At 62.9% G+C, this 22026-nt stretch carries 19 protein-coding genes; 3 read left to right on the top strand and 16 right to left on the bottom strand.

The window, feature by feature from the left end:
- Nucleotides 1-91: 91 nt before the first annotated feature.
- The 13 genes from HX830_RS32195 to HX830_RS21665 form a co-directional block, all read right to left on the bottom strand.
- Complete coding sequence (locus tag HX830_RS32195) at nt 92-424, bottom strand: hypothetical protein (RefSeq protein WP_247263002.1); 333 nt, start codon at nt 422-424, stop codon at nt 92-94.
- Nucleotides 425-575: 151 nt separating this feature from the next.
- Nucleotides 576-1502, bottom strand: a complete 927-nt coding sequence (locus HX830_RS21720; RefSeq protein WP_103496703.1) for a glycosyltransferase — start codon at nt 1500-1502, stop codon at nt 576-578.
- Between the two features lie 16 nt (nt 1503-1518).
- Complete coding sequence (locus HX830_RS21715) at nt 1519-2934, bottom strand: lipid II flippase MurJ (protein WP_177102618.1); 1416 nt, start codon at nt 2932-2934, stop codon at nt 1519-1521.
- Nucleotides 2935-2958: 24 nt separating this feature from the next.
- Complete coding sequence (locus HX830_RS21710; RefSeq protein WP_152737304.1) at nt 2959-3780, bottom strand: acyltransferase; 822 nt, start codon at nt 3778-3780, stop codon at nt 2959-2961.
- Nucleotides 3777-5165, bottom strand: a complete 1389-nt coding sequence (locus HX830_RS21705) for an O-antigen ligase family protein (protein ID WP_152737305.1) — start codon at nt 5163-5165, stop codon at nt 3777-3779. The genes HX830_RS21710 and HX830_RS21705 overlap by 4 nt, the downstream gene beginning before the upstream one ends.
- Nucleotides 5165-6265 carry a glycosyltransferase family 4 protein gene (locus tag HX830_RS21700; protein ID WP_152737306.1) on the bottom strand — a complete coding sequence of 367 codons (1101 nt, stop codon included), beginning with the start codon at nt 6263-6265 and terminating at the stop codon, nt 5165-5167. The genes HX830_RS21705 and HX830_RS21700 overlap by 1 nt, the downstream gene beginning before the upstream one ends.
- The gene (locus HX830_RS21695; RefSeq protein ID WP_103496707.1) at nt 6256-7473 is read right to left on the bottom strand and encodes a glycosyltransferase family 4 protein; all 1218 of its coding nucleotides are present in this window, start codon (nt 7471-7473) and stop codon (nt 6256-6258) included. The genes HX830_RS21700 and HX830_RS21695 overlap by 10 nt, the downstream gene beginning before the upstream one ends.
- Nucleotides 7470-8795 carry a cellulase family glycosylhydrolase gene (locus tag HX830_RS21690; RefSeq protein ID WP_152737307.1) on the bottom strand — a complete coding sequence of 442 codons (1326 nt, stop codon included), beginning with the start codon at nt 8793-8795 and terminating at the stop codon, nt 7470-7472. The genes HX830_RS21695 and HX830_RS21690 overlap by 4 nt, the downstream gene beginning before the upstream one ends.
- Nucleotides 8785-9975, bottom strand: a complete 1191-nt coding sequence (locus tag HX830_RS21685; RefSeq protein WP_152737308.1) for a glycosyltransferase — start codon at nt 9973-9975, stop codon at nt 8785-8787. Before HX830_RS21685 ends, HX830_RS21690 begins: the two co-directional genes overlap by 11 nt.
- The gene (locus tag HX830_RS21680; protein ID WP_103496710.1) at nt 9975-11969 is read right to left on the bottom strand and encodes a GumC family protein; all 1995 of its coding nucleotides are present in this window, start codon (nt 11967-11969) and stop codon (nt 9975-9977) included. The genes HX830_RS21685 and HX830_RS21680 overlap by 1 nt, the downstream gene beginning before the upstream one ends.
- A gap of 18 nt (nt 11970-11987) precedes the next feature.
- Nucleotides 11988-12770, bottom strand: a complete 783-nt coding sequence (locus HX830_RS21675) for a polysaccharide biosynthesis/export family protein (RefSeq protein WP_103496711.1) — start codon at nt 12768-12770, stop codon at nt 11988-11990.
- A gap of 84 nt (nt 12771-12854) precedes the next feature.
- A complete protein-coding gene (locus tag HX830_RS21670; protein ID WP_177102521.1) occupies nt 12855-14312 on the bottom strand; it encodes a mannose-1-phosphate guanylyltransferase/mannose-6-phosphate isomerase in 1458 nt (485 codons plus the stop codon).
- Nucleotides 14313-15749 carry an undecaprenyl-phosphate glucose phosphotransferase gene (locus HX830_RS21665; protein ID WP_152737310.1) on the bottom strand — a complete coding sequence of 479 codons (1437 nt, stop codon included), beginning with the start codon at nt 15747-15749 and terminating at the stop codon, nt 14313-14315.
- A gap of 402 nt (nt 15750-16151) precedes the next feature.
- Between HX830_RS21665 and yegS the strand changes: the two genes are divergently transcribed.
- Nucleotides 16152-17051 (top strand): lipid kinase YegS, encoded by a 900-nt coding sequence (gene yegS, locus HX830_RS21660; RefSeq protein WP_103496714.1) that lies wholly within the window; start codon nt 16152-16154, stop codon nt 17049-17051.
- Here the strand turns inward: yegS and HX830_RS21655 are convergent.
- The 3 genes from HX830_RS21655 to HX830_RS21645 all read right to left on the bottom strand — a co-directional run bounded on the left by HX830_RS21655 (nt 17035) and on the right by HX830_RS21645 (nt 19518).
- A complete protein-coding gene (locus tag HX830_RS21655; RefSeq protein ID WP_177102519.1) occupies nt 17035-17697 on the bottom strand; it encodes a response regulator in 663 nt (220 codons plus the stop codon). The genes yegS and HX830_RS21655 overlap by 17 nt on opposite strands.
- Nucleotides 17694-18584, bottom strand: coding sequence for a sensor histidine kinase (locus HX830_RS21650; RefSeq protein WP_177102517.1), 891 nt, complete (start codon nt 18582-18584; stop codon nt 17694-17696). The genes HX830_RS21655 and HX830_RS21650 overlap by 4 nt, the downstream gene beginning before the upstream one ends.
- A 469-nt stretch (nt 18585-19053) precedes the next feature.
- Nucleotides 19054-19518 (bottom strand): hypothetical protein, encoded by a 465-nt coding sequence (locus HX830_RS21645; RefSeq protein WP_103496717.1) that lies wholly within the window; start codon nt 19516-19518, stop codon nt 19054-19056.
- 565 nt (nt 19519-20083) lie between these two features.
- Between HX830_RS21645 and HX830_RS21640 the strand changes: the two genes are divergently transcribed.
- Nucleotides 20084-21013, top strand: coding sequence for a chemotaxis protein CheV (locus tag HX830_RS21640; protein ID WP_103496718.1), 930 nt, complete (start codon nt 20084-20086; stop codon nt 21011-21013).
- A 192-nt stretch (nt 21014-21205) separates the two neighbouring features.
- The gene (locus tag HX830_RS21635; protein WP_177102515.1) at nt 21206-22012 is read left to right on the top strand and encodes an MOSC domain-containing protein; all 807 of its coding nucleotides are present in this window, start codon (nt 21206-21208) and stop codon (nt 22010-22012) included.
- Nucleotides 22013-22026: the final 14 nt, after the last annotated feature.

Here is a 22026-nt window from a genome sequence, read left to right as displayed (position 1 = left end):
GCCCGCCCGGCGCTGGCCGCAACCTTTGAGGTCGCGAGGTTCCCGGGCGCGCCCCGGCGGCGCGACGCGGGTAACGGGTGAGGTCAGGAGGTCAGGAGGTCAGCAGCAGCAGGATCTGGTCCATGCGATTGTTGGCAATCCAGACCAGGGGCGCGCCGATGACCGCCGCGGCGCCGGCTATGTAGGTGAGTCGGCCCTTGATGGATTTCACATCGTTGCGCACCTCATTGAGGTCACGGTGGATGTATTCGAAGCGGGTTTCCAGCTCTGTGATTCGGGGTTCCATAGCATCGCCTCCAGGGGTACGGATCGTCTTGGCCTTGTCATGGCGGGGCGGGCGTTGCGGTTTGGCGTCGTGATGGCCCGGCTCGTGGGCCGCGGCGCTCAAGTGCGGTGCCGCGCAGTGCTGTAGCTCGACTTCCATGTGAATATGCTTCCTCGATGGTTCAGGTCCAGAGTGTTATTCGCTCGATAAAAAGAGCTTGAAGAAGTTCGCCTTATTTCGTCTCTGGGTCAATTGGGGTTGTTCGCTGATGGTTATCGGAAAAATCCTCATCGTTTGAAGGTCTGCCAAATCAGGCGTGCGGGCTGTCCCAGTAGCGCTTGTACATGCCCAGGTTCTTTTTCAGCCGCCTGGGCAGATGCCGCTCTTGCTGGCTCAGTTTGTAGGCGAGCAGTTTCACCGCATTGCGCCACAGTGAGCCGGGCCAGGCCAGGCAACGGGCGGGGCCGAGGAACTTCAGCTCCGAGATCACGTAGCGCAGGCCCTCGCCGCCGGCCCCGCCGAACTGCTGGCGGATCCACGGCTCGCGGGCGTGAAAGACGCCGATATCGAAGTAGCGTCGGAACTCTTCACCGAGGCTGTAGTTATGGGAATGCCGGCAACGGGCGCTGCCTTCGTAGGCGACCTTCCAGCCGGCCTGGAGCATTTTCGCGGCGACGTACATGTCTTCCGACAGGATCACATGCTGCGGGAAGCCGCCGACCTGCATCAGTGCCTGGCGCCGATAGGCGGAAAAGGAATTGGAGATGAAGGCGGTCTTGATGCCCAGCCGGGGGGCGTCGGCCAGGCTCTTGACCTGGGAGTCCGGCGGGTAGTTGAACAACCTGGCGTGCTCGGCCAGGGGGGTGGCATCCAGGTGCGGCAGTTGCCGGCCGCAGACGGCGCCGACCTGCTCGTCGGCAAACGGCCGGACGATATTGGCAATGCCGTCGGGATCGTCCAGGTAGGCATCCTGGGTCATGAACACGTAGAGCTCGTAGCCGGGGTTGTGTTCGACCATCCATTGGCGGGTGCCACCATGGTTGAAGTCCTTGCTGTCGATGCGTTGCACCCGTGGGCAGCGCGCGCAGGCCAGCTCGAAGGTGCCATCGCTGGAGCTGGAGTCGACAATCAGGGTGTCGAAGGTCGCGGTCTGGAGCGCCAGGGAGTCGAGCAGGCGTTCCAGGTCGCGGCGTCCGTTGTAGGTCGGAATCACTACGGCCACTTGAGGGGTCGACATTGTTCGGTCTCCAGGTTCAGCCGGGCAGGGCGCGCCAGGGGCGCAACCACGCCGCCAGGGCAATCAGCAGGATCAGGCTGCACAGGCTGCTCAGGCCCAGTTGCAGCCAGATGCCGTGCAGCGGATGCAGGACTCGCGCGGCCACGACCATCACTGCCAACCCCAGCAAGGCGTGGCTGCGCCACGGTACCAAGGTTTGCAACTGTTGGCGGCGGATCAGCAGCAGGCCGGTGAGTATCACCCCGCAGATGGCGGCCAGGGCGATGCCGATCAATCCGAGGAAATACGGCAGTACCGCCAGCAGCAGGGCATTGAGCAGGCTGCTGGTCAGTTCGCAGGTGAGTGGCAGGCGGGTGTCGCCGGCGGCGTAGGCGTAGCGGGCGAGCAGGGCGTTCCAGGCACCGAAGACCAGGGGGATCGAGAACCAGGCCAGCAGTTCCGGCAGCGGGCTGTCGGCGGCCTGGTGGGGCAGCAGCAGACTGACCAGGGCCCCGGCGGCACCGATCAGCCCGACCACGGCGGGCAGGGTCAGCAGGCTGGCGCTGGCCAGGCCCTTGCGCAGCAGGTCCAGGCGTTCGCTGCCCTGGCTGCCGCTCATCAGGCCGAGCAGCACCTGGTTCAGGCTCATCAGGGCGATCAGCGGCAGGTTGATCAGTTTGCGCGCCAGGTTGATCCAGGTCACGGCGCCTTCGCCGAGCAACGACGCGACCATGCGTTCGAGCAGGGCCAGGCCCTGGCTGGCGAGGTTGCTGCTGAGCAGCGGGCCGATGCGTTGCAGCAGTTCTTTGACGGCGCCGGGTGCGTGGCCAAGTTGCCAGGGTTTCCAGCCGCCGCGGTACAAGGCCGGCAACAGCAGCGTCGGCATCAGCAGGCTGCCCAGTACGCAAGCACTGGCCAGGCCGGTCGGAGTGGCGGCCTGGCGCAGGAAGGCCAGGTACAACACCGGCGGCAGGTTGAACAGCAGCGAGCCGAGTCCGGCCAGGACAAAGCGTGAACGAGCCTGCAAGGGCACGCAGAACAAGGCATGCAGGATAAACCCGGGGGCGCACCAGGCCAGCCAATGCAGACTGGCCCCGGCCAGTGCGTAGCCGTCGCTGTCGAGTCCCGGTCCGATCAGCCGAACCCATAATGGTGAGCCGACGCCCAGCACCAGCGCCAGCAGCAGGCCGCAGAGCAGCAGCCGGGGGGCCATCGCGCCGAGCCAGGCGGTTTGTTCGGTGGCGGTGCGTTGTTGGTAGAGCGGTAGCGCCGCCGCGCTGAGCAGACCGGCCGCCAGGGCCATGCGCAAGGCTTCGGGCAGGAACAGCGCCACCAGGAAACTGTCGCTGCGCCCGCCGGCGCCCCAGGCGGCGACCAGCAGCCACTCGCGGGCGAACCCGGCGACGAGGCCGGTGAGGGTCGCCAGGGTCAGCCACAGGGTGGAACCGAGCAGTTTCGAGTCAGGCATGCCCGCGGCTCAATGGAACAAAGTGAACAGGCCTTTGCCGCCCACCTTGTAGTTCAGGCCGCGGCAACGTTCGCCCTTGATCGCCGCGTCCGGCCCGCCGACGATGGCGTAGGCCGGAACCGGCTTGGAGACCACGCACTGGCCACCGACCACCGCGCCTTCGCCGATATCGGCACCGAACGAGAGCAGGGCGCGACTGGCAATCCAGGCATAGTCGCGGATATAGATCGGCCCGCCGACCGCCCAGAACTCCGGGGCCTGGATGTCATGGCCGCCGGCAATGATCAGCACGTGGGAGGCGATGGTCACATGGTCGCCAATGATCAGGCCGCCACGGGCATCCAGTTGGCAATGCCAGCCGACGGTGCTGTCGTTGCCGATGCGCAGGTTGTTCACCCCCAGCACCTCGGTGTTGCGCCAGACCGTCGAGCCCTTGCCGATCTTCGCCCCGCCCGCGCGCAACCAGAGCAGCCTCAGCGTATGGCTGGGAATCTTGCAGATGAGTATGTTGTAGGCCAGTTCCCAGCCGCGCAGCATGCGATCGCGCAGGGTCGGCCAGTTGATCCCGTACAACGGGATCAGCTCGCCCTTGACCTCGCGGCCGAGCAAGGCATAGAACCGCCGGGCCAGGGGCGGCTCGATTCGCGATTCGATGTTCAGGTAGCTGATGAAACACAGCATATTGCCCTTGAGCGGCTGTTCGAAACACACGTCGTTTTCCAGCATCCACTGGTAGCTGCTTTCCAGTTCCTCCAGCCCTACGCCCATCTTCTCGGCGTATTCGGGCAGTGCCTGCCTCAGGTTCAACGAGTGGAATATGCGGTGTTTCATGGGTGGATTCCTGGCAGAGGGGTGGCCTTGAGCTTGAGACGCCGTGTTTCGTGCAGGTTCAGGCCCAGCATCAGCCAGAACAGGGCGATCAGCACATTGGTAAAGCTGAAATAGTGGTCGAAGAAGCCGCTGAGCAGCGCCGCCATCAAGCCGCAGGTAGTGCCGAGCCAGATGGCGTTGTCTTCATTCAACTGGAAGGCGGCCAGGGAAGAGCGGGTGTCGCTCCACCAACTCCAGATCACCGCGGCAAACAGGACCAGACCCGGCACGCCGAGTTTGTAGATGAAGTTCAGCCACAGGTTGGAGATACCCCACAGGCCGGTGCCGGGCACGGGCGGCTCGACCTTGAAGCCGATGCCGAAGGGGAACATGGCCATGGCGTTGGGGAAGTGTGAGTATTCGTCGAAACGCACATTGGTACTGGCGTCGTTGCTGGAAAAGAGCCCCAGCAGACGGTCCTGCAACGGCGGGTAGAACATCAGCAGCAGGCTGCCGAACACCAGGCCGGCGAGGATCACCTGACCGGCGTAGGGCACGCGTTTGCGGGCCATCCAGAACAGGACGATCAGCAGGCTGACCAGCGCCCCGCGTGAGCCCGAGAGCAGCAGGCCGATCACGCCCAGGCTTGCCACCGCCAGGCCCAGCGTGCGCCTCCAGCCTTGGCGGGCCAGCCCGTAGCAGAACGCCAATGGCAGCAGCAGGGTCATGGCGCCACCCAGGGCGTTGGGGTGCATCCAGGGCGAGCCCATGCGATTGGACAGTGCCGACAGGCTGTCCCCCAGCACCTCGATGCTGCCATAGCCGAGTGCGGCCAGGATCGGAGTCATGCCGGTGGCGCTGCCGTTCTTGAGGAACACCGGGATCGACAGCAGCAACAGCAACAGGGTCCCGAGCAGCAGGCCGGTGACCACCTGATCGCGAGCCTTTTGCTGATCGAGCAGGCGGGGCACCAGGAACAGCACCGACAGGTTGAGCAGCCAGCGGATCCAGTTCACCAGGCCGTTACCTTCGGCGTTGATCGTCAACTGGCCGACGATAAACGGAAAGGCACTGAACAACATCAAGGCCACCAGCCAGCGCTCGGTGCGCAGCAGGGGCTTTTTTTGCGGCAGGTTGTTGAACAGGCTTTGTACCAGCACGCTGCCCCAGACCAGCAGGATCAGGGCCTCGGACACCGTGGTGCGCAGGCCGATCTGGATCGTCGAGTAGGGCAGGAAGGTGGCGAGCACGCTGAACAGCAGCAGGCCCCAGAGCGGGTGGCGGATGATGGTCACCACGCCACCGATGGCGACCAGCACGACCGCCACCTTGAACGGCGGCAGCAGCCAGGCGAGGATGCCGAACAGCAATCCGAACAACAGGGCGATGGGCAGCGCCAAGGGCATTATTTCAGCTCCTCGATCAGGTGGTTGAAGCGCTCCTGGTAGGCCGCGGTGCCATAACCCGCGGCCCAGGTCCGAAGTGCCTCGGGGTCCTCGGCGGGGGCGTCTGCCAGACCGATCATCAGCGCGCTGAGGGCCGGGCCGTCAGTGGGCGAGAAGCGTGGGCTGTGCGGTGGCGTGATTTCGTCCAGCGCCGACCCGCTGGCGACGGCCACCGGGGTGCCGACGCTGAGGGCTTCGATCACCGGCAGACCGAAACCTTCGGCATAAGACGGTTGCCACAAACGCTCGGCCTGTTGGTACACCCCGTGCAGTTGTGCATCGCTGAGGCCGGTCAGGTAATGCAGGCCCGGCAGGTGTTGCAGCGACGCGGGCAGGTCCTCGGGGGCGCCGATCAGCACCAACTCCGGTACCTGCGGCGATTGCTGGCGGGCGGCGTGCCAGGCGCTGACGAACCAGGGGATGTTCTTGCGCGGCTCACGGGTGCCGACGGCCAGCCAGTAGCGTTCAGGCACTTGCAGGTCGCTGATGTCGGCGGCCTCACCGACGAAACCGGTGACCAGGTTGGGCAACACGCGGACCTTGTCGCGGGCTTCGGGAAACAACTTGACCAGTTCGTCGGCGGTGTATTGCGATGGGGTCCAGATCCGGTCGGCGACCTTTACCGAATGGCCGATGGAGAGGCGGTCGGTGGCCCGGTAGACGCGTTCCTTGAGTTTCGAACCGTGGCTGTTTTGCAGGGTCAGCTGGAACAGGTCATGGAGTTGCAGCACATAACGCATGCCGGCGGGCTTGCGCCCTGGCGGCAGGCCCATGTTGAAGTTGCAGAGGTAGACCTCGATCCCTGCTTCGCGCAACGCGCCGGGCAGGAAGCCGGCCTCGAAGCGCAGGCGTATCGGCAGACGGTGTACGCCGAACAAGGGCGAGCCCCATTTCGGACAGTGGACGCGGCGACGGATCGGGTGATCCTCCGGAGCTACCCCGAACAGTTGCAGGCTCACCTCGGGATGGGCGCGCAGGGCTTGCTCCAGGGCCAGGTTCTGACGGCCGATGCCGCTGTGGGTGTAACCCGCTGCCGGGCGATAATCCAGACCTATGCGCATACGGATTCTGCTTCCTTGAGGTGGGGGAGGCGGTTATAGACCGCTTCCAGTTGTGCGGCGGCCACGGACCAATCGTGTTCGGCCTTGACGTAGGCCCGGCCGGCTTCGGCGATCTGGTGCAGGCGCGACGGGTGTTCGAGAAGTTCGGCGAGCATCCGGGCCAGGGCTTGCGGGTCCTCGCTGCCCAGATAGTGTTGGCCGTTTTCGACCTTCAGTCCCGACACGCCCTGGCCGGTGGTGACCACCGGCAGGCCGGCGGCCATGGCCTCGAGCACCTTGAGCTTGGAGCCGCCGCCCTGGCGCAGCGGTGCGAAGAACACCGAGGCTTTGCTTTGCAGGGTGCGCAGGTCGGGGACAAAACCTTGCCATTCGATTCGCGGATCGGTCCAGCGCGCGCGCCAGGCATCCGGCAAGCCGAATCCGGCAATGGCGAAACGGACCCCCGGATTGAGCAGCCACAGGGCCGGGAGAATTTCCTCCAGGGCCCATTCGACGGCGTCCAGGTTCGGACTGTATTCGTAGTTGCCGATAAACAGCAGGCGTCGGGCGTGGAGGTCGGGTTGGACGCCGGCATAGAGGCCAGTGTCGACGCCGTTGACCACCACCGCCACCGGCTTGCCGGTCTGCTGGCGCAGTACCGTGGCGTCGTCGCGGGTCACCGCGATCAGTTCGGCGGCCTGGCGAAACACCCGGCTTTCCCAGCGCCGATAGCGTCGCTGGTCATATTGCGTGAAGGGCTTCATCCAGCCTGGCAGGCGGTCATAACTGGCGGCGCCGAGGGCCGACTCGACATTGTGCTCGGTGAGAATAAAAGGCTTGCCGGCATCGAGCAGTGGTTGTTCGAAGGGCTGGAAGCTGTAGCTGTGCTCGATCTGGATCACGTCCCAGTCTTCTTCCAGCAGGGTGCGCAACCGGGCCTGCAACTGCGGCGCCAGGCCGTTGATCGTGGCCAGCATCGGGTAGGGCGCGAGCAGCACGCCGAGCAGGGTTTTCAGGCTGCGTAACGAGCGTCGCGGGACCACGATCAGGCGTTCGACAATCGGCGCCAGGGCGTGGCGGGTAGCCTCGTCGACGTCGGTTTTCGATTGCACCAGCAGGGTAATCCGATGCCCGCGCGCGGCGAGGCTGCGCAGCAGGTGAAATTGCCGGGTCTTGCCGCCACTGGTGGTGGGCCAGGGCAGGTAGGGCAGGGTCCAGAGGATTTTCATGGCGTCCACACCAATAGCTGCAGGCTGGTTTTCAGCGGCACGGTAATGGCTGTGCTGTCGCTCAGAGTTGTCTGGGTGCCGGTCAACGGGTCGAACAGCGCCGCTTGGGTCACACCGGGCAATTGCAGGCTCTGGCCGCTGGCACTCCAGAACATCCAGACATGGGCGCCGTCATTGCGGGTCCAGGTGATGTTGTAGAGGTCGGCGGGCGCATTGCTCGACGACGGGGCGTCGGCCGGCTGGAGGGCCGGGCCGGTGACCGTGAGGAAGTTCTTCAGGGCGTTATACACCGGTTTCGGCTCGCCGTTGAGGTCGAGCAGGCCGTAATGCTGGTCGCGCGGGGTGGTTCGCTGATCCAGGTCGCTGAGGTTGAACAGGAAGATCCGTTGGTAGTCCATGGCGCTCATCAGTGCCAGGCGTCGCAGAGTGTAGTCGGCCTGTCCGTCGACGCCGATCAGTGCCTGCATTTCCTTGGGACCGTCATAGCTCGACCAGCCCCATTCGGTGGCCCAGACCTGGGTGACGCCCTTGCCGTGCAGATCGCTGTTCATGGCATTGCCCCTGAGCAGGAAGTCCTGGGCCGCGGCGTCGTCGCCTTCCGGGAATTGGGTATAGGGGTGATAGGCGGCGATGATGTTCTGGCCGGCCAGTCCCTGGCCCAACAGGGCGTCGAGCATCAAGCCGGGGGTACTGTGCATCTGGCCGAAGTAAGCGACGCCGGCGGTGGCGATGGCTTTGCCCGGCACCTGGGTGCGGATGGCATCGGCGGTGGTGCTCAGCATCTGGTAGTAGGCTGCGGGATCTTCCTTGGGCCGCCAGATGATGTTCGGTTCGTTCCATACCTGCCAGGTGCTCACCTGGGGGTAGCGCTGGGCCAGGGTGACCATGCGCGAGGCGAACAGCTTGAAGTCCGTCGGTGGATACTGGTCGCTGCTCGGGGTGCCGGCCGGAGCGCTGCTGGCGAACGGCGGCGAGCCGACCAGGTAGGCGACGGTGTTGTAGCCATGGCTCTTCATCGCCGCCATGGCAGCATCGAGTTCGCTGAACTGGAAAGCCCCCTGTTCGGGTTCGATGATGAACCAGTGCAGGGTCAGGCGCACCCAGTTCAGGCCCAGTGCATCGAGCTGCGTCATCTGTTTCTGGTAGATGTCCGGATCGAAATACTGGAACTGGGCGTTGACCCCGAGAAAGTTTTTCCACTCCACCGCGCGGGGCGCCTTGAGCGTCGTCTGGGCGGCGACCTGGGGACTCCAGGGGATCAGGCTGACGGCGAGCGCCATCAGCAACAGGGCCGGGAACCATAAAAAGGCTCTACGCCACATCTTGATGTCCTCCGCAGGCCTGTTGGAACAACTGCAGGAAGCGCTCGGCGGTGTGGCTCCAGACCCGCTGTGCGCCGATCGCGCTGGCCTGTTCGGCCCAACTGATCGCCAGTTCCGGCTTGGCGCACAAGTGGCTCAGCTCCGTCGCCAGGGCCGTGACATTGCCCTGGGGGAAAATCACGCCGTTGCCCTGGGACACTTCCTCGGCAAAGGAACGTGCGTCCGAGGTGATGACGCCGCGTCCGCAGGCCACGGCCCAGGACAGCGCGCCGCTGGTCCCGCGCAGGCTGCCCAGCAGTTTGAGTTTGCTCGACTCGCGGTACGGCAGCACCATCACGTGGTGGGCCTGGATTACGGCGGGGATCTCGGCGGCCGGCAGGTCCAGTTGCCAGTCGACGTTGTCTTGCAGGCCAAGGCTCTGGATGTGCTGGCGCAGTTGATCGAGATAGCTGCCCGAAGGGCCGAAGGCCATCTCCGGCTCGCTGCCCCCGGCCAGGGTCAGGCGCACGCGGGTCCGCAAAGCCGGTTGCTGGGTGAAGGTGATGGCCAGGGCGTCGAGCAGGTCTTCGATGCCCTTGCCGCGGTAGATGAAACCGAAGTACAGCAGTCGCAGCGGCTCCAGCGCGGGCAGGGGCTTTGCCGCGATGGCCAGGTTACCGTGGGCAATCACTGCCATCTGTTCGTTGCGCAACCCCATGCGCTGGCGCAGGCAATGGCCGCCCGAATGGGTGAGTGTCACCAGGCGGGTCAGGCTGCGGGCCAGTTGCCGCTCCTCGTACAGGCACAGCGGATCGGCCAGCACCGTGGCCATCTGTGGTAGCGGCGAAGGCAGCCGTGCGGCCAGCGACAGCGGCCAGGGCAAGCGCTCGCGGCGCCAGACCAGGCGTTCCGGGTCATGCAAGGTCGCGGTCAGCGGCAGCGCCGGGAAGCGTGCGCGCAGGGCCTTCAAAGCATGGAACTCGGCCAGGCGCCCGCCCCCGATTTCGGCGTGGACCAGATCGATGCCCTGCCACGATGCCTGCGCTACAAGCTCCCTGGCCCGTTGCGGGTCGTTGCCCACTCCCGCCAGGGGCGTGCTGACACGCACCCCGAGGTTTTCCAGCGCCGCTTTCAGATGCCCGGCGTAGTCGGCTATGCCATTCTGTTCCGGTGGCAGGGGCGCTATCAGGGCGATATGCATCAGGCATGGCTCCGGATGCGGGCCAGGGTATTGAGTACACGCTCGGGGATCTCGAAACGCCGGCGATTGAGGATGATGCCGTCGACGCGCTTGAACGCGGTATTGAGTGTCGACAGGGCATTTTCCAGGATCGGTACGGTGGTGCTTTCCGCTTCGATGATCAGCGCGATCAGGTCGGCCTGGCGCAGGGTCACGAAGGCTTCCTGGTTGGAGAAGAACGCGCCGGCATTGAGCAGCAGGATTTCCCCCGGATGCGCCGGGCCTTGGCCGTCGACGCGGACCCGATGGCCGCGTTCCTGCAGCAGGTTGGCCAGGTGCTCGATGACGAAGCTGACCCCTTCGCCACGCCGGGCCGAGGTCAGGCCGATGGCCAGTCCGTGTTCGGCGACCTGTTCCAGTGGCAGGACCCCATAGAGCCGGTACATGCTGGCAGTGAACGCGGTGCGACGCTGGATGCTGCCGTTGCTGATGTCTTGCAGGCTGGTCCAGATCTTGACCCCGAAGCGTGACTCGATCTTGTCGCCGTCGTGGATGCGCTGGTCCAGCAGATAGAAGAAATACAGGGCCAGCAGGCCGACCCCCAGGCTCAGCGGAATGGCCAGCAAGAGCATGGTCAGGCTTTTCGGGAAGACCCGGCTTTCGTTGAGGGTGGCCTGTTCGATCACCGCGATGTTGCTGATCTGGCTCTTGTCCAGTTCACGGTCGATCCGCGCTTTCTCGGTACTGGTGCTGTACAGGGCGAAGCTCTTTTCCGCGGCATCGAGTTCACGTTGCAGGCGGGCCATTTCCGGCTCCAGGGCCAGGGCCTGACGGCGGTCCTGTTCCAACTGGTTGAGCTGGGTTTCCTGCTGGGCGGCCTGGGTCTGCAAGCGGCTGAGGCTGGCCTCCTGGTCGGCGAAGCTGTTCTGCAGGCGGGTGTAGACCGGGTTCGGCGCCAGGTTATCGGTGCGCTGGACTACCGCGTTCTGCGACTTGAGCAGGTCTTCCAGGTTGGCAATCGCCTTGTCCATGGCCTTCACCGGCGGTGCGCCTTCCTTGAAGGTGCGGAGCATTTCCTGGCGTTCGATCTGCTTGGCGTTGATCCGCTGTTGCAGGTCCTGGCGGTCCGGGTTGATGCTCATCTGCCGACCGATGCTGATTTCTTTCTTCATGCTGTCGAGCTGGGCTTTGATCCGGTCCAGCCCGCTCTTGGTCGAGGCCACCGCACGGGTGGTGTTCAGGTGCTCGCCGCGCAGGTTGTTGAGGTTGCGCGAGATATCGTTCAGGCGCTCGCCGATGCTCACCGCTCCGAGCTCGTTGAGATGGGCCTCGATCTGTTTCTTGTAGTCGAGGATGCGTTTGGTGGTCGCGGTACTTTCGCCTTCATAGAAGGCGTACAGGCTTTTACGCCCCAGGGTGCGGGTGCGTTCCTGTTCATACTGCTCGATCCAGCTCTTGACGATGGTCTGGGCGACCTGCGGGTCGTTCCAGGTGAAGCTGATTTCCATCACCGAGGAGCCCACGGCGTGGGTCACGCTGAAGTACTTCGTCAACTGGTCGGCGAGGCGTTCGACCGGTGTCTGCTTCTCCACCAGACCGAGCAGTTGCAGCAGGCCGCGACCGACATCCAGCAGGCCCTGCACCGTGCTCTTGACCAGGGTCTTGAGGGTGGCGATAAAGCCTTCCTGGGGCGGTACCCTGGACAGCTCGTCGAGGTATTGCTCGGCTACCAGCCGGGCGATCGGGCGCCCGGTGAGGATGCGTTCCTCATCGATGATCGGGTCGCGCTGGGCGCTGGGGATAATAGTTGCCTGGCGGTCGGAGATCTCGATCGGCAAGGTGCTGGTGTCCCGGCCCGGCTTGACCAGCAGCAGGGCCGTGGACTCGTAGCGGTTGGGCAACAGGAAGGCTCCCAGCAGGATGACGACGAAAGTCACTAGCACAGTGGTTTTCACTTCGCGCTTGAAGATGAAGAATAGGCGCAACAAGTCTCGGAAGGAGCGGATATTGATCATGTCTGTTGTCCTTAACGATCAGTTGCCAGTGCTGGTGGAGTTGTTCAGGTTGTAGTTCGCGCCGATGCCAATGGATTTCTGGAAGGGAATCAATTGGTTCAGATACAGGTCGACCCACTCGATGCCGTTGCCCACATGGGACTTGGGCACGAACACCACGTCGCCGCGTTGCAGCAGCACCGGTGCGCGGTTGCTGGCGCCGGCGAGCATGGTGTCGCGATAGTCGAAGAAGTAGGTCTTGTAGCGACCGTCGTCGTCCTGGCGCAGCAAGGCGATATTGCGGCTGTCGCCCACCGGCAACAGACCGCCGGCGCCGATCAGGGCCTGTTCCAGGGTGGTGACGGTGGTCACCGGCAGGCTGGCCGGGGTGCGCACCGAGCCACCGACGAACACGGTGTTGCTCGGGGCCTGGGAGATATTCACCGTCAGGGCCGAATCCTGGTAGATATTCTTCAGCTTGTCTTCGAGGATCAGGGTCAGTTGTTGGGGGGTCAGGCCGGCGGCCTTGACGTTGCCGACATAGGGGTAGGAAAAGCTGCCGTCATTCATCACGATGAACAGCGTCAGTTCGTAGATCGAGTTGGCGGTGAAGGCGGAAATGGACGGCGCTTCACCGGTATTGCGCACGATACGCAAGGTGTCGCCGGCGCGGATGCGCTGGTCCGGCAGCGGCTTGCCGGCCAGGGCGTCGCCGGCCCGGTGACCTTCGCGCAGGACGTCGTTATCCGGTAATGCCACCTTGGCCGGTATGCTGCACGCGCTGATTAATAAAACACTGAGGATCAGCAGGAGTTTGTTCATTGGTCAGTCTTCCCTTTATGCATGGTTACCCCCCTTGACGGACCCGGGTCCGCGCATGTGGGTGCTCCTACTGTTTCAGGTGTCTCAGGTCTTGCTGGTTTCGACGGGAACCCGTCCATAAATATCGGTGAAACGCACGATGTCGTCTTCGCCGAGGTATTCGCCGCTCTGTACTTCGATCATCACCAGGTCGATCACCCCCGGGTTGACCAGCCGGTGCTGTTTGCCCGGCTTGATAAAGGTCGACTCATTGGTATCGAGCATGAACTCGTTGTCGCCGTTGGTGACCCGCGCCATGCCGCTGACCACGATCCAGTGTTCGCTGCGATGGTGGTGCATCTGCAGCGACAGCGACGCATTGGGCTTGACCACGATGCGCTTGATCTTGAAGCGCTTGCCTTCCTCGAGCACGGTGTAGGTGCCCCATGGACGGCTCACGGTACGGTGCAGGCGATAGGCGTCGTGGCCCTGGCGCTTGAGTTCCTGGGCGATCAGCCTGACGTCCTGGCTGCGTTTGCCGTCGGCGATCAGCAAGGCGTCCGGCGTGTCGATGATGATCAGGTCCTTGAGCCCGACGCCGCCCACCAGGCGCTTGGGCGAATCGATGTAGCAGTTGCTGACGTCATGCAGCACGGTCTCGCCGTTGCACTGGTTGCCCTGGGCATCGGCCGGTGTCAGTTCACGCACCGCCTGCCACGAACCGATGTCGCTCCAGCCGAGTTGGCAGGGCACCACCGCGACTTTGCGCGAGCGTTCCATCAGGGCGTAGTCGATGGAGATGTCCGGCGCCCGGGCCAGGCTCTTGCCATCCAGTTCCAGTTGAAGTTCCTGGCTGCCTTCGCGGCTGTGGCTGAGGGCCAGGCACTCGGTCATGGCCTCGAGGACGTCCGGGGCGTGTTCGCGCAGTTCGCGCAGCACGGCGTCGGCCCGCATGCAGAACATGCCGGCGTTCCACAGGTACCGGCCGCCATTGAGGTACTGCTGCGCGGTCTTCGCATCGGGCTTCTCGACAAAGCGGGCGACCTGGAACGCCTCATCGCCCAGGGCCTGGCCTTTCTCGATATAGCCGAAGCCGGTCTCGGGGTGGGTCGGTACCAGGCCGAAGGTCACCAGCCAGCCTTGCTCGGCCAGGAGTCGAGCGCTGTCGACCGCCTTGGCGAAGGCGTCCAGGTCCTTGATCAGGTGATCGGCCGGCAGAACCAGCAGTTGCGCGTCGTCGCCGTAGAGCCTGGCCACATGCAAGGCCGCCGCGGCGATGGCCGGGGCGGTGTTGCGACCAAAGGGTTCGAGGATGAAGTCCAGCGCCGCGTCGGCCTTGTTCAACTGGCGGTAGTCATCCAGGGTACGGAAGAACACCTCGCGGTTGGTCACCGTCAGTACCCGCTGGACACCGGGCAGTTCGGCGGCCCGGCGGAAGGTCTTCTGCAACAGGCTTTCGCCGTCGGGCAGGCGCATGAAGGGTTTCGGCATGGCCTCGCGGGAGACCGGCCACAAACGGGTGCCGGCGCCACCGGCGATGATGCAGGGGATGAGTACGCCCATTCAGAAGGCCTCGCGGGTCATGAGCACTGCCGGGACAGTGCGGAACAGGATGTAGAGGTCGAACCAGATCGACCAGTTTTCGATGTACTCCAGATCGAACTCGACACGTTTTTCGATTTTTTCCAGGGTGTCGGTTTCGCCGCGGTAGCCATTGATCTGGGCGAGTCCGGTGATGCCTGGCTTGACCCGGTGGCGCGAGGTGTATTCCTTGACCGCTTCCTCGAACAGGATGCCCGCCGCCTTGGTGGCCGTGGCGTGGGGGCGCGGGCCGACCATCGACATGCTGCCGATGAAAACATTGAACAGCTGTGGCAACTCGTCGAGGCTGGTTCTGCGGATAAAACGTCCGACCCGGGTGATCCGCGGATCGCCGCGGGTGGTTTGGGTTTCGGCGTTGGCATCGCTCTGGTGCTGGTGCATCGAGCGGAACTTGAAGACTTCGATCAGGCGGTTGTTGTAGCCGTAGCGCTTCTGGCGAAACAGCACCGGGCCCGGCGAATCGATTTTGATCGCCAGGGCCGTCAGCAGCATGATCGGCGACAAGAGGATCAGTGCGAGGCTCGACAGGACCATGTCCTCCAGGCGCTTGAACATCGGCGACCAGCCGCGCAGGGGAACCTCGGAGGCGTTGAACATCGGCAGGTTGGCGACTTCGGTGATGCGGTTGTGGGCATGCCGGAAGGCAACCATGTCCGGCACCAGCAGCACATTGACCGGCAGGCGGCGTAGTTCGCGGATGATGTAGTCCATGCGGTTTTCCGCCGACCAGGGCAGGGCGACCAGGACCTGGGTGACCTTTTCTTCGCGGATCAGGCGTTCCAGGTCATTGGAGTTGCCCAGCAGCGGCTGGTTGACCAGGGTCTTGGGCAGGCGGCCGATGCGGTCGTCGATAAAACCGATGACCCCGGAGCGGATGTCCTGGTGCTGGGCCAGGTATTCGGCCAGGCGCTGGCCGTTTTCAGTGGCGCCGAGGATAACCGCGTGCTGCAGGAAAAACCCCCGTTGCATCAGTTGCTGGAACAGGGTCAGCAGAACCAGGCGTTCGACACCGAACAGTATCAGGCTTGAAATAAACCAGATAAACAGTTCGGTGTTGGTCAGGAAGTTGAACAGTGACAAACCATGGTGCATGAACAGCAGCAGGCAGAACGCCGATGACCAGGCGAAGAGTGTGAGTTGAAAACGCAGCAGGTTGCTGAAGATGGTCTCGGCATACACGCCCAGCGCCTGGAAGATCAGCACGCTGATGAAACCGAAGAACAGCAGCAGGGTGAGGTAGCTCTTGATGACGGTTGGATCTTGCTCGCCCAGGTATACCAGCAGCATCAGGCCCGGCAGCATCGCGGTCACGCCATGGATCAGGCGGATGCCGAACAGGAAGTACTCGACCATACTGGGTCGTGTCAGTAACAGGCTGTCAACCGGCTGCAGGCGCATAAACACCCCTCCCGTCTTACCATCGTGAATGGTAATTACGAAATGTCGTGGCAGTTGTTTCAGTAGAAAAACCAAGGCTTTGTTGCGCTGACCCCATCCCTGAAGGTTGATCATTTTGCAGATTGAACAGCGTCAATCCAAGTGAGTCCTCCTACTGTCGTCTTGCGATTTTCATCGACCTGACGCTTCGTGTTTGCTTCCTGCTATGGGTGTTATGGGTTTGAGTAAAGCGCATGAAACAGCAGACTGCACAGCCAAATGACGGCTTATTGTAAAAAAAATCCGACTAATTCTTTCGTATTAGGACTACATAAATAGCAGATAAATTCAATGGATCGAGAGTCTTTTTGCTTCGGCCGCGGTCAACATCTTTCACGGTCACGTTGAAGGAAGACAAGGCTCATGAACGAGCGCAAGGCATTGTTGATTCTGCATGGCAAACAAGCCCTCAACGAGGCTGTGCGGGCCGCTGTCGAGGGCAAGCGGGCCGAGGGCTGGGACCTGGCGGTGCGCCTGACCTGGGAGGCCGGCGATGCCCGGCGCCTGGTCGGCGAAGCGCTGGCGCTGGGCTATCGGCAGTTGATTGCCGGCGGCGGCGACGGCACTCTGCGCGATGTCGCCGAGGCCCTGGCCAATGCCGAAGTGGACGCCAGCCTGGTGTTGCTGCCGCTGGGGACTGCCAATGACTTTGCCCGTTCGGCCGGTGTGCCGCTGGAGCCGGCCCAGGCCCTGGCGTTGCTTGAGGTCCCGGCGCGGGCGATCGACCTTGGCGGCGTCGGCGAGCAGATATTCCTCAACATGGCCACCGGCGGCTTTGGCAGCCTGGTCACCGCCAATACTTCGGAAGATCTGAAAAAACTGCTGGGAGGCGCTGCCTACCTGTTTACCGGCCTCAGCCGTTTCAGTGAGTTGCATGTCGCCTATGGCGAGCTGCAGGGGCCGGATTTCCACTGGAAGGGCGATCTGCTGGCATTGGGCATCGGCAACGGTCGCCAGGCGGGAGGTGGGCACCCGCTGTGCCCCGAGGCGCTGGTCGACGACGGCATGCTCGATATCAGCATCCTGCCGGCCCCCCAGGAGATGATCACGACCTTGCGCGAGTTGATGGCCGGTGGCTGGGGGCTGGACAACCTGTTCGTCCGGGCTCGCCTGCCCTGGGTCGAAATCAAGGTGTCCGAGGGGTTGTACCTCAATCTCGACGGTGAGCCCTTGCTCAGCGACAGCCTGCGTTTCGAGGTCCGTCCGGCGGCCCTGCGGGTGCACCTGCCGGAGGATTCACCGCTGCTCAGTCGTCGAGGCTGATGATCTGCTCACGCACGGCGAACAGCACCAGGCCGGCGACGTCGAAGATCTGCAGCCGTTTCATGATCTGCGAACGGTGGGTTTCCACGGTCTTGATGCTCAGGCCCAGGCCATTGGCGATTTCCCGGGTCGACTTGCCGCGCACGATCAGCCGCAGGATCTCCAACTGACGCCCGGTCAGGTTGTGGTTGGCGCTCCGTTCGGCCGGCAGGTTGCGCTGGACCTGGGTCAGGGCCTGGTTGATCACCGTATGGGCGATGGCCGGGCTCAGGTAGCGCTCGTTGCCGCGCAGGGCATCCAGGGCCTGGGCCAGTTCGGTGGCGGTGGTGTCCTTGAGCAGGTAGCCGTGGGCACCGATTTCCAGGGCCTGCATGATCAATTGCGGGTCGGTGTGCATCGACAGGATCAGCACCTTGCTCTGCGGGCGCACCGCCTTGAGCTTGCGCAGGGCATCCAGGCCACCGGTTTCGCGCATGGACAGGTCGAGCAGGATGATGTCCGGGTTCAGCCGTTCCACGGCATCGAGCAACTGCGCGCCGTCGCTGGCTTCGCCGATCACGGCGTAACCCGGGATATCCAGTACCAGGGCGCGGACACCGGCCCGGATCAGTGAGTGGTCATCCACCAGGAGTAGGGTGCAGGTCATGGAGCCTTATTCTTGCTGGCGCGTTCCAGGGCGCGTGGCGCCCAGGGCAGCAGTGCTTCGATCTGCGTACCTTTGCCGGGTCCGCTGGTGACTGTCAATGTTCCGCCTGCCTGTTCAATGCGTTCAGCCATGCCGGCCATGCCGCGCTGGCCCGCCTCGCCGGGATTGCGCGCCGGCGAAAAGCCCTGGCCGTCGTCGGCGATGTGCAGGGACAAGCCTTCGGGCAAGCGCTGGATACGCACCAGCAGGTTACGCGCCTGGGCATGGCGCAGCATGTTGGTGACGGCTTCCTGGGTCACGCGGAAGGCGGTCACCGCCATCTCCTCGGGGATGCCGGTCAGCCGCTGGTGACACTCCAGGCTCCAGAGCACGCTGGTGTTTTCCAGGGTCTTGAGCAAATGCGCGCGCAGACTGGCCTCCAGGCCAAGGCTGGTCAACTGGCGGGGATTGAGAATGGCTGAAACGTCGCGAACCTTGGCCAGGGTTTCGTCGAGGGTGTTGCCCAGGGTCTCGCAGTGACTTTGCAGGTCGTCGGGCAAGCGCCGTTGCAACCACTGGGTCTGGAGCTTGGCCGCGGTGAGCAACTGGCCGATGTCATCATGCAGTTCGCGGCTGAGGCGATGCCGCTCGTTCTCTTGCACCTGGAGCAGGCGATCGGCCAGTTCCTGCGGCTGGAACTGGATGGAGGTGCCGGCGTCGCGGTGCTGGAGCCAGACGCTGGCCAGGGCGGCCAGGTTGAGGATCAACAATCCCGTCGGGAAGCCTGTACAGGTGCTGTAGATGAGCAGGCTGGCGATGGCCGAACTGACGCATAGCACGACTGTCAGCCGGCGGGCATTTTTTCGAGACGGGAGCCAAGGCTTGAATGACTTGAGGCTGGCGTACATAGCGTATGGAGCCGATGAATGTTCGCTACGGGTAGACCGTCAGGACAACCGACAGGCCAAGTTTGAAAAACGGGTACGGTTTAATGTGTGCGTTCGAGGTGAAACAGTGTCAGGGTGAGAAACTTTGCGCAATGATGTCATTTTGATATCTATTTACAAAATTACTAAGCTGTACAAGTACATATGCGAATAAACGGCATGGTAGCACGCGATTCGGGAGCAGTCGCTCTCGGCCGGTATATGTCCGAGCGGTCAACTTTTATCGTACGTTTGTTCCACAAAATACCCTTGGGCAAGCTTACTCCAACTGAAGCCCGATGGCTGTTCCGGGGGGCTTTATCGCGTAGACGCTAGTTATTCTTTTTGCATTAAAAAACCATCGCCTGAAACCTGAAAGTTCGAGGGGAGTTGTTATTGTCGTTTTTAGGTATGAAGAGGGCGGGTCGAAGGCGCGAGGAGGGCGAACGGTTCAAACGGATCGTTCGGGGAAGGTGATCAGGGTGAAGGTCCTGGGCTCGGTGATAGCGGAGCCATATTGGCCGGTCTGGATGGCGAGCGCGGTGATCAGTTCGGACTCTTCGTCGTCGTCCAGGCCCAGTTGACCGGTACGCGGGTCGATCAATTCGACTTGCCAGGCCAGCAGCGTCAAGCAATTGCGCAGGGCCAGCAAGGCGTCTTCATGCAGGTTCAGCGGGTCCTGGGGCTGGCTCAGGAGGGCGTGGATCTGGCGCGAGAACCGGGCCATGGAGCGTACGCCCAGGCCTTGCGCGCAGATGGCCAGGGTGTGCAGCGAGACGAGAAGGCAATCGATGGCGTCCTTGTCGTTGCGGATCAGCTCCAGGTGCTGGCAGCACTCCTGCATTTTCGTTTGCAGGGCTTGGGCCTCGACCAGGAACTCCGGCAGGCTGGCTTGCCGTTCTTTACCGTTCAGCATGCTTTATCTCCTTGAATGCATAGGCAGGCGATAGAAGGTCGCACGGGGCGAACGGTTTTAAAGTTAATGCCGACAGGGCGCGTGTGTCTGTAGTCTGTTTCTGATTGTTTCGAATTACAGCTATTGCATTTCGTTCTCAGGTGCAAGTTGGCGGGCACCCGAAAGCGCCGCGGGCAGGTCCGCAGAAATTCACCGGAAGCGGCGGTCCAGAGGGCTTGAGCACGATGGGTGAAGGTGTTCACCGGGCTGTCTGGCCGAGGTCCTGCAATCGAAAGCAAAAGCCTGACTCCATTCATGCAATGAGAATGGCGTCACATTAATGGCTATTGGATATCGCGAATATCAGGTTGGGCCTGATTGTCACTAGGGGATTCCCCTAGTATGGGGAACTCTGACTGCCATTTGCGGTCGCGCATGGCAACAAGGAGGGGGTGAACTGAGTAAAGCATGATGCTAATGTGACATCAATGCTTTTGGCAGGTATTTGGCCGGAGGGTCAAGCTCCGATATTCTCCGCCGATAACCTATTCAATGTCACTTTCAGCAGCAAGCCCAGGAGTCATTAATGGCCGGCATTCTCGACACAGTAGATCAACGTACGCAACTGGTGGGTGAGAACCGGCTGGAAATTCTCATGTTCCGTCTGGCGGGGCGCCAGCTGTTTGCGATCAACGTGTTCAAGGTCCAGGAAGTGCTGCAACTGCCCAAGTTGACCTTGATGCCCCAGCGTCACCCGTTTGTCTGCGGCGTGGTCAACCTGCGCGGCCAGACACTGCCGGTGATCGACCTGTCCCAGGCGATCGGCATGCGTCCGCTGGTGCCGGGGCCCGACAGTACTATCATCGTCACCGAGTACAACCGTTCGGTGCAGGCGTTCCTGGTCGGTGGCGTGGACCGCATCGTCAACATGAACTGGGAAGCCATTCTGCCGCCGCCGACCAGCGCCGGTCGCCAGCATTACCTGACCGCCATCAGCAAGGTGGACGACCAGTTGGTGGAAATCATCGACGTGGAAAAGGTCCTGGCCGAGATCGTGCCGTACAACGCCAAGGTGTCCCGTGAAAAGCTTGACGACCCGATCATGGAGCAGGCCCGTGGCCGTGAAGTGCTGTTGGTCGACGACTCGAACGTGGCCCTGTCCCAGTTGCGCGATACCCTCGGGCAACTGGGGGTGAAAATGCACATCGCCAGCGACGGCTTGAAGGCCCTGAACATGCTCAAGGGCTGGGCGGATGGCGGTGCGGTGATGACCGACAAGCTGCTGATGGTTTTCACCGACGCGGAAATGCCGGAAATGGACGGTTACCGCCTGACCACCGAAATTCGTAACGACCCTCGCCTGCGCGGGCTGTATGTGGTCCTGCATACCTCGTTGTCCGGCAGCTTCAACGATGCCATGGTGAAGAAGGTCGGTTGCGACAACTTCCTCTCCAAGTTCCAGCCGGACAAGTTGGTGGATGTGGTACGTCAGCGGTTGATGCTGGATAACGCCTGATCCCCGCGGACTTGCAAACACCGCTGAACCTGTAGGAGCCGGCTTGCCGGCGATGAGGTCGGTAAGCCTTGCATTGATTTTGTGGGCGTCATCGCCGGCAAGCCAGCTCCCACAAAATCGCGTTCCAGCGCAAAAATGCCGTCGTGCCCGCCCTCCTGTAGAATCGCTGTTTTGTCTCTCCGGGAGCTGGACATGTTGCGTCTGAGCGCGCTGTATCGATATCCGTTGAAATCAGCCCGGGGCGAGGCCTTGCGCCAGAGTCCGCTGGACGAGCTGGGCCTGGCCGGGGATCGGCGCTGGATGCTGGTGGACGAGGCCAGTGGGCGCTTTCTGACCCAGCGCGCGGTGGGCAAGATGAGTCAGTTGTCGGCGCTGTGGAACTCTGCCTGCGGCCTGACCCTGAGTGCTCCCGGCCATTCGGCGCTGGACGTGGCCTTGCCCGGCAAGGACGACACTTTGCGTGGCGTGACCATCTGGAGCGACACCTTGCGTGTGCCGGATGCCGGCGATGAGGCGGCGGCCTGGCTGAGCGGGTTTATCGGCAAGCCGACCCGCCTGGTGCATGTGCCGTTGGAGCGCGCCCGCCTCACTGAGGCCGGCTACGGCAAGGAAGAGGATCGGGTGGCGTTTGCCGATGGTTTTCCTTTGCTGCTGATCGGCCAGGCTTCTCTGGATGACCTGTCGCAGAAGGTCGGGCGTAAGCTGGAAATGCTGCGCTTCCGGCCAAACCTTGTGATCGAGGGCAGCGATGCCTTTGCCGAAGACGGCTGGAAGCGAATTCGCATCGGCGATGTCGAGTTTCGGGTGGTGAAACCCTGTTCCCGCTGCATCCTGACCACCCTCGATCCGCAGACCGGCGAGCGCAGTGCCGACCGCGAGCCCTTGACGACCCTCAAGACTTACCGCGAGCAGGGCGGCGATGTGATGTTCGGGCAGAACCTGGTCAATGACGGCCAGGGTGTTCTGGAAGTCGGGATGCCGGTGACGGTGCTCGAATAGCAGGGTTTTACAGG

The organism is Pseudomonas gingeri, from assembly GCF_013385425.1.
Lineage (GTDB): Bacteria > Pseudomonadota > Gammaproteobacteria > Pseudomonadales > Pseudomonadaceae > Aquipseudomonas > Aquipseudomonas gingeri_D.
The sequence above is the reverse complement of the archived record's forward strand: the minus strand, read 5'-3'. Positions and strand labels throughout refer to the sequence as shown.